The following is a 14680-nucleotide window of genomic DNA, read 5'->3' on the forward strand; positions in this document are numbered from 1 at the left end:
CGTGAGGCAGGGGTCAGCGGAGCCGGGGCGCCTTGGAGCGCTTGTCCGCCCAGACCGCGAGCGCGCCGCCGACGAAGCCACCGACGATCCCGACCGCCACGACCATGACCGTGCGCACCGCACCCTCGCCGTCGAGGAACGAGATGAAGCCCGACCCGTCGGCGACCAGGCGCGTCTCGGGGTGGATGATCACGGCGAGCAGCAGGCCGACAACCATGCCGCCGAGCGCGCCGAACGTGATGAAGGCGCTGTACTTGGGGGCCCGACGCACGGTCGCGGGGGTCGCGGTGCGCTCGAGCTCCTCCTCGGAGGGGATCGGCGGCTCGACGTCCTCGTCGGGCGCGTCCTCCTGCGGCGTCAGCGCCTCGGGGCCGGCGGGAGCGTCCGCGGCGGGCACGACGACCGTCGGGTCGTCGGGCGTCTCGTCGCGCGGCTCGCTGGGCACCCGCAGATCTTAGGTCAGGACTCCTGCCAACCCCGCACCCGGGTGGCCTGCAGCGGCAGCAGGTCGGCGAGGTCGGCGCGCTCCCCCGAGGCGTGCACGAGCCCGGCCTCGACCGCATCGTCCCAGGTCAGCATGCCTGTCGCGAGCCCGAGCCAGGTCTGCGGATCGGTCTCGACGACGTTGGGCGGGGTGCCGCGGGTGTGACGAGGTCCCTGCACCGCCTGGACGGCTCCGTCGGGCGGCACGCGCACCTCGACCGAGTTCCCGGGTGCGACGTCGGCCAGCTCCTCGAGCGTGAACCGGACCGCGGTCCGGCGCGCCGGCGTCGCGACGCCGGACGGGTCGGCCCGCCAGAGTGCGAGCGCGGCGCGGCCGTCGGCGGGATCGGTGCGGCGGCGCGGAGGCATGGCTCGATCATGCCCCGCGCCGCCCACAGCTCTGCCCCGACGGGCCCATCGGCACCGTGCGCGCGCTAGTGTCCTGGGCATGTCCTCGACGACCTGGCGCTGGCTGCACTAGACGCAGCCCGCGGTCGTCCTGCCCTCGAGCTGCTCACGCGGCTGCGGGGGCATCGCTGTCTCGTCGGCCGGTGTGCTGCTCACGTCCCTGAGGAGCCCTCATGTCCGACACCCCTCGTCCCCGCATGCTCACCGGTGAACGCCCGACCGGCCCGCTGCACATCGGCCACCTGTTCGGCACCGTGGCCAACCGCGTCCGCCTGCAGGCCTCCGGCGTGGAGACCTTCCTGGTCGTCGCCGACTACCAGGTCATCACCGACCGCGAGGTGGCCGGCGATCTCGCGGGGAACGTCCGCGAGATCGTGCTCGACTACCTCGCGGCGGGCATCGACCCGGACGCCGCGACGATCTTCACGCACAGCTCGGTGACGGCCCTGCACCAGCTCATGCTGCCGTTCCTGTCGCTCGTGTCCGTCGCGGAGCTCGACCGGAACCCGACGGTCAAGACCGAGCTCGCCGACTCCGGGCGCGCCCTGAGCGGCCTCATGCTCACCTACCCCGTGCACCAGGCCGCGGACATCCTGTTCTGCCACGCCACGGTCGTGCCCGTGGGGCGCGACCAGCTTCCCCACCTGGAGCTCACCCGCACGATCGCGCGCCGGTTCAACCAGCGGTACAGCGAGTACTTCACGTCGCCCGAGGGGCTGCTCTCTCAGGCACCGACCGTGCTGGGCACCGACGGGCGCAAGATGGCCAAGAGCCGCGGCAACGCGATCGAGCTCCGGGCGTCGGCCGACGAGACCGTCCGGGCGATCCGCTCCGCGCGCACGGACTCGCAACGGTTCATCACCTACGACCCGGTCGAGCGCCCCGAGGTCGCCAACCTGCTGCTGCTCACGTCGCTGTGCACGGGCGTCGCACCGGAGGTCGTCGCGGACGGAATCGGCGACGGCGGCTCGGGCCGGCTCAAGGCCGTGCTCGCCGACGCGCTCGTCGCCCACCTGGCACCGCTGCGCGCGCGCCGGGCGCTCTACGCGGCCGAGCCCGGGCTCGTGGCCGACGTCCTCGCGCAGGGCAACGCCCACGCGAACGAGCTCGCGGACGCCACGATCCGGGACGTCCGCGAGCTCATGGGGATGGTCTACCGGTGAGCGGTCACCACTTCGCGTTGCGGGCCAGCTCCAGCGCGATGTCCTGGAACCAGGCACCGGCGGACGGGCCGCCGTTGCAGGTGCCGTCGGACTCGCCGGGCAGCTTGACCCACAGGAGGGCGTCGAGGCCGGTGCCGTCGTTCACGAGCGTCGGCCGGTCGCCGAGCGCGCGGCCGCGGGGGTTGCACCACTCGCCGTTGGAGCCGTTGCCGTTGCGCGAGGTGTCGATGACGAACTTCTTGCCGCCGAGCTGCTGGGAGATCTGCTGGCCGTAGGTCTTGGAGGCGGCGGTCGTCTGGTAGTTCGAGGTGTTGAGCGCGAAGCCGACCGCGTACTCGAAGCCGACCTGGTTGAGCCGCGCGACCGCGGTGCTCACGGGCAGCCAGGCCGAGTGACCGGCGTCGATGTAGACGCGGGCGCCCTTGAGCGTCAGCGACTTGGCCGCGTACTTGAGGAAGCCGACGCGGTCGCCCTGGCCGGAGCAGTCGCCCAGCTGCGCGAGGGCATCGGGCTCGAGCACGACGTACGGCTTGCCCTGGATGCCGGACGCGACGGTGTCGATCCACGCCGCGTAGGCGCTCTCGGCCACGCCGCCGCCCGAGTAGGAGCCGCAGTCACGGCCGGGGATCGCGTAGATGACGAGCGTCGGGACCTTGCCGGCGGCGACCGCGCGGCCCGTGTAGTCGGCCACCTCGGCCTTGGCGTGGGCCGGGTCCGCCCAGTTGCCGACCCAGTAGGCCTGCGGGGTGAGCGCGATCTTCTCGAGCAGGGTCTTGTCGGTGCCCGAGGCGGGCTGCCACGCCTTGTAGCCCTGCGTCGTGGGGTCGACGTAGAGGCTGCCGGTGGTGACCGGCGGGGTGGTGGGCGTGACGGTCGGCGTCGGGGTCGGCGTGGGGGTGGGGGTCACGGTCGGGGTCACCGTCGGGGTGGGTGTCGGGGTGGGCGTCGTCGGCGGCTGCGTGGGCGTCGAGCCCGTGCAGGTCGTGCCGTTCACGGTGAACGAGCTCGGCACGGGGTTGGCGGTGGTCCAGGCCCCGTTGAAGCCGAAGTTCGCCTTCGCGTTGGTGGCCAGCGAACCGTTCCAGGCGAGACTCGCAACCTTGACCGACGAGCCCGACGTGGTCAGGGCGCCGTTCCAGAGCTGCGAGATCGACTGCCCGGACGCCAGCGTCCAGCCCACGTTCCACGAGCTGATCGGGTCACCCAGGTTGGTCACGGTGACGTCCGCACCGAACCCGCCCTGCCACTGGCTCGTGATCTTGTAGTCGACCTTGCAGCCGGGGGCAGCCATGGCGGGGGTGGCGGTGCTGGCGGTCACGGCGGTCAGGCCGGCCACCACGACGGCCGCGGCGACGAGCAGCGCGGCGGCACTTCTGCGGGGGGACATGGTCGTGGATCTCCTCGGGAACGTCCGGCAGGGTGGCGGTCAGCCCCGGGCGTCGACGATGACGCCGCGGGCTCCGCTCTCCACCCGAGGTAACCCGACGACGCGCCTCGTGGCGAGACGAACCGGCACGACGAAACGTTTCAGTCGCCCAACTCGCACCGTCGAAGCGCTTGCGTCAGCTCCCCAACGTGACGTGCAGGATCTTCTCGTTGCTGTTGTTGGCGATCGAGTCCTTGTCGCCCGTGGTGCTCGTCGTGAGCCACAGCCCGCCGTCGGGCGCCGGCTCGACCGTCCGCAGCCGCCCGTAGGTCCCGGTGAAGAACGCCTGGACGTCGGTCAGGCTCGTCCCGCTGATGACCTCGCGGTACAGGCGCGTGCCGCGCTCGCAGGCCACGTAGAGGACGTCGCGCACGATCGCGATGCCCGAGCAGGACCCGTCCACGGTCGGGTAGGTGCGCTTCGGCGCGATGTACCCGGCCGTGCCGCACGTGCCGCTCGTGCCCTCGCACGCGGGCCAGCCGTAGTTGCCGCCCTTGGTGATCAGGTTCGTCTCGTCCATCACCGCGTTGCCGAACTCCTGCTCCCACAGCCGGCCCTGGGAGTCGAACGCCAGGCCCTGCGGGTTGCGGTGCCCGTAGCTCCACACGTAGTTGCCGAACGGGTTGTCCGACGGCACCGTGCCGTCCGGGTTCAGGCGCAGGACCTTGCCGTTGAGGCTGCTGATGTTCTGGGCGTTGTCGCCGTTCTGCGCGTCGCCGGTGCTGGCGTAGAGCTTGCCGTCGGGCCCGAACCGCAGCCGGCCGCCGTCGTGGAACTTGTTGCGCAGGATGCCGCTGAGCAGCACCTGCTCCGAGCTCGTCACGAGCAGGTTGTTCTCGACCTTGAAGCGCACGATCCGGTTGTCGGTCGGCGAGGTGTGCATGACGTAGAGCCAGTGGTCGCTCGCGTAGGTCGGGGCGATCGCGAGCCCGAGCAGCCCGCCCTCGCCGTCGGTGCCGGAGACGTTCGGGACCGTGCCGACGGTCGTCTTGGCACCCGTCGTCGGGTTGAGCCGGACGATGTCCTGCGCGTCGCGGCGGCTGTACAGGATCGTCCCGTCGGGCAGCGTCACCAGGCCCCACGGGATGTCGGTGTCCGTGCCGATCTGCTGCACCGAGCAGATGGCGCTGCCGCACGCGGCGCCGGTCGTCACGCTCGTCGACGCGCTGCGCGCCGAGACGTTGCCCTGGCCGTCGCGCGCCTCGACCGCGTACGCGTAGGCGGTCGACGGGCTCAGGCCGCTGTCGACGAAGGTCGTCGCCGGCGGGACGGTCGCCGTGCCCGTCACCGTGCCGACCTTGGTGCCGCCGCGGTAGACGTCGTAGGCACGCACGCCGGTGTTGTCGGTCGAGGCGGTCCAGCGCAGCGTGACCGTGGTCCCTGAGGCGGCCCCGGTGACGCCGGTCGGGGTGCTCGGCGCCTGGGTGTCGACCTGGCACTGGGGCGGGGTGATCGACACCGTGCTGCTGGCCTGCGAGACGTTGCCGGCGGCGTCTCGGGCGTTGACGAACAGCCCCCAGGTCACGCCGGCGACGACGGTCAGGCTCGTCGACAGCGTCGTCCCGCTGACGGACTTCATGAGCTGGCCGTCGTGGAAGACGTCGTAGGCGACGACGCCCACGTCGTCGGTCGACGCGTTCCACGCGAACGTCACCGAGTCGCACGTCAGGTTGCTCACGCGCGCGTTGCCGGGCACGGACGGCGGGTTCTTCTCGGCGCTCAGCGCGGTCGTCCACTGCTGGTTCGTCTGGCCGTTGCAGGTCCACATGATCACCGAGCTGCCGTTCGCGGTCGCGCGGCCGGACACGTCGAGGCACAGCCCGGACTGCACGCTGCGGACGGAGCCGTCCGCGTTCAGCGTCCAGCGCTGGTTGGCGCCGCCGTTGCACGGGTAGATCTGGACCTTCGCGCCGGTCGCGGTCGAGGCGCCCGAGACGTCGAGGCACGTGGTCGCGTCGAAGACCGTGAGCTGGCCACCCGTGGTCAGGGTCCAGCGCTGCCGCGCCGCCGTGCCGCAGTCGTTGATCACGACAGGCGTCTTCGCCGCAGTCGCACCGCCCGCGACGTCGAGGCAGCGTCCGGAGCCGACCCCGACGATCGTCGCGGTCGTCGCCGCCGACGCGGGTGGCGCAACGAGGATCGAGACGACGAGTCCGGCGATGACCGCGGCGAGCAGCCAGGGTGAGCGACGCGAGGGCATCCGGGTCTCCTTCGACCATGACCGCCCGGGACCGGGCGATCGCCGCGCCCCACTCTGCCCCCGCGGCGCCGACCTGTCGCGCCGACGTGACGGATCAGCCCCGCGGCCGCCCCGGGCCGCGCATGCCGCGCTGGTACTCCTGCGTGATCTTCTTCCACCGGTTGCGCTCCTGCGCCGCCAGCCGCGAGTCCGCGCGGCGCGCCTGGTACGCGGCCTCGCGCGCGAGCTTGCGCCACGAGTCGTAGCGCCGCCGCGACAGCTCACCAGTCGCGAGCGCGTCGGCCACCGCGCAGCCCGGCTCCCCCTCGTGGTGGCAGTCGGCGAACCGGCAGAGCGCCACGAGCTCGGCCACGTCCGCGAAGGTCGTCGCGAGCGCGTCCTCGTCGGCCACGACCCCGATCCCGCGGATCCCCGGGGTGTCGATGAGCACCGCGCCGCCCGGCAGAGGCACGAGCTCGCGGTGCGTGGTCGTGTGCCGGCCGCGGCCGTCCTGCTCGCGCCGCTCGCCGGTCGACATCACGTCGCGGCCCGCGAGCGCGTTGACCAGCGTCGACTTCCCCGCGCCCGACGGCCCCACGACGACGAGCGTCGCGCCCGGAGTCAGCAGTGCGCGCAGCGGCTCGAGCCCAGCGCCCGTCGCGGCGCTGACCGCGTGCACCTCGACCGCGATCGCCGCCGCGCCGACGTCCTGCGCCATGCTCGCGGGGTCGGGGACCAGGTCGGCCTTGGTCAGCACGACGACCGGCCGCGCGCCGGACCGCCACGCGAGCGTGAGCAGCCGCTCCACGCGGCCGAGGTCCGAGTCCGGGTCGAGGTGCTCGACGACGAGCACCACGTCGACGTTCGCGGCCAGCACCTGCTCGCGGGACGTGGCGCCGGCCGAGTCGCGGACGAGGGCCGACGATCGCGGCAGGACCTGGCGCACGTGAGGCTCGCCGTCCGCGTCGTCGACCAGCACCCAGTCGCCGACGGTCGGCACCGCGCGGCCGTCGTCGAGCGCCGCCAGGCCGTCGCGGTCGAGCACGGCGCGCAGCGGCTCGAGGCCGTCGTCGGGCGCGACGAGCACCGAGCCCTTGTCGGCCCGGACCACGCGCACAGCACCCTCGTCGAACGACATCGCCCCGACGCTAGCCACGCCCTCCGCGGGTACCCAGCTCATTTCCGACCGTCAAGGCGTTCGAACCGTGAGCTGCTCACGGTTCGCGCGCTGCTCTGGGTGGTGCCGCCGCTCAGCCGAAGTAGTGCGGCAGGGTCGCCTCGTGGGCCTCGCGCGCCTCGGCGAGCGGGAGCGTGAAGACGCCGGCGACCTCGACCGCGGGGCCGTGGTCGTGGTCGGCGTCGTCGGTCGGCGCTCCCGCACCGGGCGTGCACGACTCGGCGGTCTCGCCGATCCGCAGCGCGGGGACGCCGCGCGCGGTGCACAGGTCCACGAGGCGCACCTCCTCCGAGCGCGGCACCGCGACGAGCACGCGCGCGGTCGACTCGGAGAACAGCGCCTCGAACGGGGTCAGCCCGTCGCGCGCGCACAGCTCGTCGAGCGAGACCTGCACGCCCACGCCGTAGCGCAGCGAGGACTCGACGAGCGCCTGGACGAGGCCCCCCTCCGACAGGTCGTGCGCGGCGTCGACGAGGTCGTCGCGGCTCGCGTTCTGCAGCACGCCGGCGAGGCGGCGCTCGGCGGCCAGGTCGACGACGGGCGGGACGCCGCCGAGGTGGTCGTGCACCACGTCGGCCCAGGCCGAGCCGTCGAGCTCGGGGCGCGTGGTGCCCAGCAGGTAGACGGCCTGGCCGGGGGTGGTCCAGCCGGACGGGGTCGCGTCCGCGACGTCGTCGAGCACGCCCAGCACGCCGACGACGGGCGTCGGGTGGATCGCGGAGTCGATCAGGCCGGGCTCGCCCGTGCCGTTGTACAGCGAGACGTTGCCGCCCGTGACGGGGACCTCGAGCGTCTGGCACGCGTCGGCCAGGCCGCGGATGGCCTCGACGAGCTGCCACATCGAGTCGGGGTGCTCGGGGCTGCCGAAGTTGAGGCAGTCGGTCACCGCGAGCGGGCGCGCGCCCGTCGTGGCGACGTTGCGGTACGCCTCGGCCAGCGCGAGCTGCGCGCCCGTGTAGGGGTCGAGCTTGGCGTACCGGCCGCTCGCGTCGGTGGCCAGGGCGACGCCGAGGCCGGTCGTCTCGTCGACGCGGATGACGCCCGAGTCGTCAGGCTGCGCGAGCGCGGTGTTGCCCTGCACGAACCGGTCGTACTGGTTGGTGACCCACGCCTTCGAGGCGAGGTTCGGCGAGGCGAGCAGCTCGAGCACCGTGCCGCGGATCTCGGCGGGGCTCGCGGGGCGGGCCAGCGAGGCCGCGGTGTCGGCGTTGAGGCCGTCCTGCCAGGCCGGGCGCGCGTAGGGGCGGTCGTAGACCGGGCCGTCGTGCGCGACCGTCTTGGGGTCGACGTCGACGATGCGCTCGCCGTGGTGGTCGATCGTCAGGCGGCCCGTGCCGGTGACCTCGCCGATCACGGCCGTCTCGACGTCCCACTTGCCGGTGATGGCGAGGAACGCGTCGAGCTGGTCCGGCCGGACGACGGCCATCATGCGCTCCTGCGACTCCGACATGAGGATCTCGCCGGCGGTCAGCGTGGGGTCGCGCAGCAGCACGTGCTCGAGGTCGACGTGCATGCCGCCGTCGCCGTTGGACGCCAGCTCGCTCGTCGCGCAGCTGATGCCGGCCGCGCCCAGGTCCTGGATGCCCTCGACCACGCGCGCGGCGTAGAGCTCGAGGCAGCACTCGATGAGCACCTTCTCCATGAACGGGTCGCCGACCTGGACCGACGGGCGCTTGGAGGGCTTGGTGTCGTCGAACGTCTCGCTCGCGAGGATCGAGGCACCGCCGATGCCGTCGCCGCCCGTCCGGGCGCCGAACAGGACGATCTTGTTGCCGGTGCCCGACGCGTTGGCCAGGTGGATGTCCTCGTGCCGCAGCACGCCGAGGCACAGGGCGTTGACGAGCGGGTTGCCCTGGTAGCTCGCGTCGAAGACGAGCTCGCCGCCGATGTTCGGCAGGCCGAGCGAGTTGCCGTAGCCGCCGACGCCGGCGACCACGCCGTGCACCACGCGGGCCGTGTCGGGGTGGTCGACCGCGCCGAAGCGCAGCTGGTCCATGACAGCGACCGGGCGCGCGCCCATCGAGATGATGTCGCGCACGATGCCGCCGACGCCCGTCGCGGCGCCCTGGTAGGGCTCGACGTACGACGGGTGGTTGTGCGACTCGACCTTGAACGTCACGGCCCAGCCGTCGCCGATGTCGACGACGCCCGCGTTCTCGCCGATGCCGACGAGCAGGTGCTCCTTCATCGCGTCGGTCGTCTTGTCGCCGAACTGACGCAGGTGGTTCTTGCTCGACTTGTAGGAGCAGTGCTCCGACCACATGACCGAGTACATGGCGAGCTCGGCGGCCGTGGGGCGGCGCTCGAGGATGTCGCGGATCCGCTGGTACTCGTCGGGCTTCAGCCCCAGCTCGGCGAACGGCTGGGCGAGCTCGGGCGTCGCCGCCGCGTTCTCGACGGTGTCGGACCGGTTGTCGCTGGTGCTTGCGGGGCGCGCAGGTGCGGTGGTCATCGATTCCCTCGGTGGAGAGCCCGGGGGCCGCGGCTGATGCTCGCGCGGCCGACGTCGGCAGACGACGCACAGGATACCGGCCCCATCGGACACCGCGGACGCGCGTCCGCTAGCGTCGCGTGCATGCCCAGGAACAGGACGAACGCCGCGATCCTGGCTGCCGGGGGTACGGCGGTCCTGCTCTGGTTCACGCTCGGGTCGCTCGGCACGGGCATCGCGCGGTCCGGCGCGTGGTCATCGTACCTGCCCTCGATCCCCGCCGGTACGTGGTGGCTCACGTCCGTGGACGCGGGCGGGGTCTTCCTCGTCATGGTCCTCGTGCTCGCGCTCGTGCTGGCGCTGTCGATCCCCGTGCTGCGCTCGACCCGCACCGGTGGCGCCACCATCGTCCTGGCCCTGTGGTGGGTCACGATCGCGGCGGGCGCGATGGGCACGCTCGCCTGGTCGGTCATCCGCACCGACCGGAGCCCGTACGAGACGGCCTGGTCGTCGGCGACCGCCCTCGGACCCGGGGCGTGGTGGGGGCTGGTGTCCGGGTGTCTCGTCGGCCTCGTCGCCTGGCGCGTGCGGGGCACGGTGGGGATCGTGCCCGCGCCGGCCGCGCACCGGCTCGCGCTGCCGGCCGCGGTCGGCGCCGCGGCGACGACCGCGGTCCTCGCGGGCGCGGCCTGGGCGCTGTCCGGGGCACTGCGCAGCTGGGCGCTCGGGGAGATCCTGCCCGCGACGTCGCCGGCGCGGCAGGACGCGCAACGGGTCGTCGAGACGTTCCTGCCCCTGTCCCGGGGGATGTCCGTGCCGGTGAGCGACACGGACGGGTCCGCGTACCTGCTGGGGGCGGTCGCGCTCCTCCTCGTCGTCGGCCTGGTCGGGACGGCTGCCGGGCTCACGGCGAGCCTGCGCGGCGGCCGCACCGCGCTCGTCCTCGCCCTCTGGTTGACCGTGGTCCTGGGCAGCACCGTGGCCGCGTTCGTGTCGGTGCTCCCGCTGACCGGCCAGGTCGGCGGGTTCGCCGACCTGCTCAGGTACGGCGCGACGCTCGTCACGACGGGCGGCGTGTGGGGGCTCATGTACGGCTGGCTCGCCGCGCTGGGTGGTCTCCTGGTCGGGTGGCTCGTGGACCGGTCGACCGTGCGGAACACCCCCACGCTCCTGACCGAGGTCCCGACGCCGGCGCGGGCTCCGCGCCCGGGCGCCGCCGGATGAGACGCGCTGCGACGCTCGCCCTCGTGGCCGTCCTGCTCACCGCCGGGTGCTCGGCCACGGCCGCGCCCCCTGCCCCGACCACGCGCACGAGCACGACGACCAGCGCAGCGCCGACGAGCCATGCGCCTACCCCGACACCGACCCCCACCGCTCCGACGGCGACCGAGGTCGGCGCGGACGGCACGCGCATCCGCAGCGACGGCGCGCAGGTGCGCGTCCTGACGGCACCGGGCGTGCGCATGGAGAAGAAGGCGGCCGACGACGGGTCCGTCCACCTCACCTTCGTCGTCCCCGCCGGAGCGACGACTGCCACGCCGCTGGCCTTCGTCGCCGGAGCCCACGCCCAGCCGTTCGCCGACGGCACGGCCACCGCGGGCGGCGGCGGCCTGTCCCCGACGCACGGGACGCTGGCCGCCTCGTCGGACGACGTCCTGGTCGTGCTCCCCCGCGGGACCGACGACGTCACCGTGTGGTTCGCGGGCGCGACGATCACGAAGACCCGGTGGGCGAACCAGGAGGGCGGCCGCTCGCTCGCCGTGACCCCGACCGCGTGGACCCGCGCGGGCGGCCTCGCGGCGCACGACCTGGTCTGGTCGCAGCTCGTCGAGCGCGAGCCCGACGCCAACTCCGCGACGATGCGCGCGCAGCTGCAGTGCCACGAGCTCGGCGCGCCCGACAAGCCCACGTGGAACCTCGAGCCGTGGCGGCCCGAGGTCAGCGACCTCGAGATGATCGCCGCGCGCTGCAACCCCACGTGAGAACACGCGGCGCGGGCGTTCCGCGCGAGCCGCGACGAGGCCAGGATGAGGACGACGGGGACGGCCGCGCGACGAGAGACGCCGGCGACCACGCAACAGACACGGAGGCCAGCATGTCGACCCAGAGCCCCAGCCCCAGCCCACGTCCCGGCGGGACGCCCGCCGAGAAGAAGCCGATCCCGTGGCGGCTCTACGCGGGCCTCGTCGTCGTCGTGGTGGCGCTCGTGATCATCCTGCAGAACACCCAGGCGGCGACCTTCGAGGTCCTCGCGTGGTCGTTCGAGACGCCGACGTGGGTGATGCTCCTGATCACCCTCGCGCTGGGTGTGGTCATCGGCTGGCTGCTGCACTACCGCCGCACGAGCCGCAAGCGGAAGGGCAAGTAGCACGGCGACCCCGGACCGCCGCCTCGTGAGCGGTGGTCCGGGGTCGTGGCTCCGCCGGGATCAGCGGTGGTGCTTCTCCGGCACGGGCGCGTCGCCCGAGGCCCGCTGCGCGCGGTAGTAGGCGCGCGCCTCGTCCTGCCGGTCCTGCTCGGCACCCGAGGCGATCGGCGCGCGCAGGTGCTCAGGCCCGTACCCGAACGCGTCGACGAGGTCCTGGGCGTGCGGACGCAGTCGCACCAGGAGCCGGTCGATGTACGAGGTGACCGTGCGGGCGCGGCCGGCCGAGAGGCGGCCGTTGATGAGGTACCAGGCCAGGTGCCGCTCGATGACCTGCAGGCCGAACAGGTCGCGCACCCACGTGAGCACCTGCTTCGTCGCGGGGTCGCTCACCTGGGCCAGCCCCCGCGTGAACGCCTCCCACTGGACGCGCTCGGCGTGCGCGCGGGCGGCCTCGATGAGCTCGTGCTGGTGGGCGTTGAACAGCGCCGCGGCCTCGGCCGGTGCCATCTTCCGCGCGGGCCGCAGCGAGTTGGCCAGGTCGGCCACCATCGACTCGACGCGGTCGGTGAGCAGCTCGCGCTGCGAGGCCTCGTCGCGCAGCTGACCCACCGAGCGGCGCGCGTCACCCGCGTCAGCCAAGGTCTGCACCGCGCGGATCAGCGGGGTGCGGTGCATCGCGGCGTCCGCGGCCCGGCCCGCGACGTGGCGCGCCACGTCCCCCGCGCCGGTGACCTTGAGCGAGCGCGCGTAGTCCGTGAGCAGGCGCTTGGCGACGAGCTGGTAGAGCACCGTGTTGTCGCCCTCGAACGTCACGTAGACGTCCATGTCCTGGTGCAGGCCGACGAGCCGGTTCTCCGCGAGGTAGCCCGCGCCGCCGCACGCCTCGCGCGCGGTCTGGATCGTGTTCATCGCGTGCCACGTCGAGGTGGGCTTGAGCGTCGCCGCGAGCGTCTCGAGGTCCTCGCGCCCCTCGGGGGTGTCGCCGCGGCCGGAGAAGACGCTGTCGAAAGCGGCGAGCAGCTCCTCGTGGGCGAAGGTCGTCGCGTAGGTCTCGGCCAGGAGCGGCAGGAGGCGGCGCTGGTGCTGGCCGTAGTCCATGAGCACGACCTCGTCCGAGCCGGCGCCCGCGAACTGGCGGCGCTGGTTGGCGTAGGTGACCGCGATGGCCAGGGCCATCTTGCTCGCGTTGGCGGCGGCGCCGTCCAGCGAGACGCGGCCCTGCACGAGCGTGCCGAGCATCGTGAAGAAGCGCCGGCCCGGGCTCGAGATCGACGAGCTGTAGGTGCCGTCGACGGCCACGTCGCCGTAGCGGTTGAGCAGGCTGGTGCGCGGCACGCGGACGTGGTCGAAGTGCAGGCGGCCGTTGTCGATGCCGTTGAGGCCACCCTTGAGGCCGTCGTCCTCGCCGCCCACGCCGGGCGCCCACGCGCCGGACTCGTCGCGGATCGTCACGTAGAACGCGTGCACACCGTGGTTCACGGCGGGCTGGTCGGGCGCAGCGGTGACCAGCTGCGCGAACACGACCGCGGCCGTGCCGTGCTGGCCCGCGTTGCCGAGGTAGTCCTTCCACGCCGCGCGGAACGGCGTGTGGATGACGAACTCCTGCGTCGCCGCGTCGTACGTCGCGGTCGTGCCGATCGAGGCGACGTCCGAGCCGTGGCCCGTCTCCGTCATCGCGAACGCGCCGGGCACCTCGACGGACATCGCCGTCGGCAGGAACCGCTCGTGGTGGTCGGCCGTGCCCAGGTGCAGGATCGCCGAGGCGAACAGCCCCCACTGCACGCCTGCCTTGATCTGCAGCGACGGGTCGCCCGCGACGAGCTCCTCGAACCGCGACAGCGAGCCGCCGTGGTCGTCGGCCCCGCCGAGGTGCGACGGGAACGCCCGCAGCACGTCGTGGTGGGCGGCCAGCTCGCGCAGCTGGTGCAGCACGCGCTCGCGGTGCTCGGCCAGCGGCTGGCCCTCGATCTTCTGGAAGTCGGGGTTGCCGGCGACCGCTCGCGCCTCGCGGCGCAGCTGCGCGTAGGGGCCCAGCAGCTGGTCGGCGAGCGCCTGCACGTCGATGCGGACGTCCCGTGGGTCGTTCACGAGCGCCTCGAGCGAGGCGGGCCGGTCGGTGATGGCGGTCATCGGTTCTCCCTGGTGGTGCTGGTGTGCTCGTGGTGCGCTGCGGTGGGGTCGTGGGGGTCGGAGAGCTCGGGGCGCGTGCGCTCGCGGGCGAGCAGGCCCACCGGGCCGGCCCACAGCCACGCGGCGACCTGCGCGGTGATGTCCTCGCGGTCGGGGCTGCCCGGCTCGTCGCGGTGGGCCAGCCACCACTCGCCGGCGCCGCGGACGAAGCCGACGGCCCCGGCCGCCCACGACTCGGCCAGCGCGATGCGGGCCGTCGTGGCGTCGTCGGGCGAGCCCTCGGGGCGGCGCGCGTAGCGACGACCGTCCGCGGCCTCCTCGGTCAGGCCGCGCGCGAACGGGGCCGCGACCAGGGCGGTCACCGAGTCGAGGAAGTGGCCGAGAGGGCCGCCCGACTCGACCGACCCGTTGCGCGTCACGAACGCGTAGACGTGCGGCGACGACTCGATCATCTCGAGGTAGACCGCGACCATCGCCCGCAGGCCATCACGCGGCGTGGGTGCGACGCGGAGCACCCCCTCGAGCGCGCCCTGGATCTGCAGCACGACCGCCTCGGCGACCGCGATCTGCAGGCCGGTCTTGTCCGCGAAGTAGCGGTACACGATCGACTTGGAGGTGCCCGCGGCCGTCGCGATCTCCTCCATGGAGACGTCGGGGCCCTTGTGGTGGACGGTGCGGCGCGCGATCCGGACGAGCTCGGCGCGGCGGGCCTCACGGTGGTCGGCCCAGCGCGTGGACCGGCCGTCCGACGCGAACACGTCCTCGGCCGGGCGCCGCGAGGCGGGCCGGGTGGAGGGCGACGCAGGCGTGCGACCGGCGCCGCGTCCCGAGGGGGCCTCGGCGTCGTTGCTCAGCAGGGTCAACCCGCTCGTCGTGGAGGCGCTCGTCTTCGAGCTCGGTGTGATGGGGCTCACG

The 14680-nt window shown here is 73.4% G+C and carries 12 protein-coding genes; 4 read left to right on the plus strand and 8 right to left on the minus strand.

Going from position 1 to position 14680, the window contains the following annotated elements; translation table 11 throughout:
• Positions 1 to 13: 13 nt before the first annotated feature.
• Both D1825_RS16215 and D1825_RS16220 read right to left on the minus strand, forming a co-directional pair.
• Positions 14 to 445, minus strand: a complete 432-nt coding sequence (locus tag D1825_RS16215; RefSeq protein ID WP_118768451.1) for a histidine kinase — start codon at positions 443 to 445, stop codon at positions 14 to 16.
• A 14-nt stretch (positions 446 to 459) separates the two neighbouring features.
• A complete protein-coding gene (locus tag D1825_RS16220) occupies positions 460 to 852 on the minus strand; it encodes a sterol carrier family protein (RefSeq protein ID WP_118768452.1) in 393 nt (130 codons plus the stop codon).
• 212 nt (positions 853 to 1064) lie between these two features.
• On the opposite strand from D1825_RS16220, the gene trpS reads away from it, so the two are divergent.
• Positions 1065 to 2054, plus strand: a complete 990-nt coding sequence (gene trpS, locus D1825_RS16225) for a tryptophan--tRNA ligase (RefSeq protein WP_118768453.1) — start codon at positions 1065 to 1067, stop codon at positions 2052 to 2054.
• Positions 2055 to 2058: 4 nt separating this feature from the next.
• Here the strand turns inward: trpS and D1825_RS16230 are convergent, their stop codons facing one another.
• The 4 genes from D1825_RS16230 to purL form a co-directional block, all read right to left on the minus strand.
• Entirely contained in the window at positions 2059 to 3441 is a 1383-nt protein-coding gene (locus tag D1825_RS16230; protein WP_118768454.1) for a glycoside hydrolase family 6 protein, read from the minus strand.
• 175 nt (positions 3442 to 3616) lie between these two features.
• Positions 3617 to 5680, minus strand: coding sequence for a PQQ-dependent sugar dehydrogenase (locus tag D1825_RS16235; RefSeq protein ID WP_118768455.1), 2064 nt, complete (start codon positions 5678 to 5680; stop codon positions 3617 to 3619).
• A 94-nt stretch (positions 5681 to 5774) separates the two neighbouring features.
• Positions 5775 to 6797: a ribosome small subunit-dependent GTPase A gene (gene rsgA / locus D1825_RS16240; protein ID WP_118768456.1), complete on the minus strand. Its 1023-nt coding sequence runs from the start codon at positions 6795 to 6797 to the stop codon at positions 5775 to 5777.
• A 112-nt stretch (positions 6798 to 6909) separates the two neighbouring features.
• On the minus strand, positions 6910 to 9288 hold the full coding sequence (purL, locus tag D1825_RS16245) for a phosphoribosylformylglycinamidine synthase subunit PurL (RefSeq protein WP_118768457.1): 2379 nt from the start codon (positions 9286 to 9288) through the stop codon (positions 6910 to 6912).
• A 123-nt stretch (positions 9289 to 9411) separates the two neighbouring features.
• Here purL and D1825_RS16250 point away from each other — a divergent pair, with 123 nt between their 5' ends.
• From D1825_RS16250 to D1825_RS16260, 3 genes are all read left to right on the plus strand, one after another.
• Entirely contained in the window at positions 9412 to 10491 is a 1080-nt protein-coding gene (locus D1825_RS16250) for a hypothetical protein (RefSeq protein WP_118768458.1), read from the plus strand.
• Between the two features lie 23 nt (positions 10492 to 10514).
• Positions 10515 to 11249, plus strand: coding sequence for a DUF2599 domain-containing protein (locus D1825_RS16255; RefSeq protein ID WP_147356278.1), 735 nt, complete (start codon positions 10515 to 10517; stop codon positions 11247 to 11249).
• 113 nt (positions 11250 to 11362) lie between these two features.
• Positions 11363 to 11635, plus strand: a complete 273-nt coding sequence (locus D1825_RS16260) for a LapA family protein (RefSeq protein WP_118768460.1) — start codon at positions 11363 to 11365, stop codon at positions 11633 to 11635.
• A 60-nt stretch (positions 11636 to 11695) separates the two neighbouring features.
• Here the strand turns inward: D1825_RS16260 and D1825_RS16265 are convergent, their stop codons facing one another.
• Both D1825_RS16265 and D1825_RS16270 read right to left on the minus strand, forming a co-directional pair.
• Positions 11696 to 13765 carry an acyl-CoA dehydrogenase family protein gene (locus D1825_RS16265; RefSeq protein ID WP_118768461.1) on the minus strand — a complete coding sequence of 690 codons (2070 nt, stop codon included), beginning with the start codon at positions 13763 to 13765 and terminating at the stop codon, positions 11696 to 11698.
• Positions 13762 to 14679: a TetR/AcrR family transcriptional regulator gene (locus tag D1825_RS16270; RefSeq protein ID WP_407643342.1), complete on the minus strand. Its 918-nt coding sequence runs from the start codon at positions 14677 to 14679 to the stop codon at positions 13762 to 13764. The genes D1825_RS16265 and D1825_RS16270 overlap by 4 nt, the downstream gene beginning before the upstream one ends.
• Between the last annotated feature and the right edge of the window lies 1 nt (position 14680).

Source organism: Cellulomonas rhizosphaerae (assembly GCF_003470205.1).
GTDB lineage: Bacteria > Actinomycetota > Actinomycetes > Actinomycetales > Cellulomonadaceae > Cellulomonas > Cellulomonas rhizosphaerae.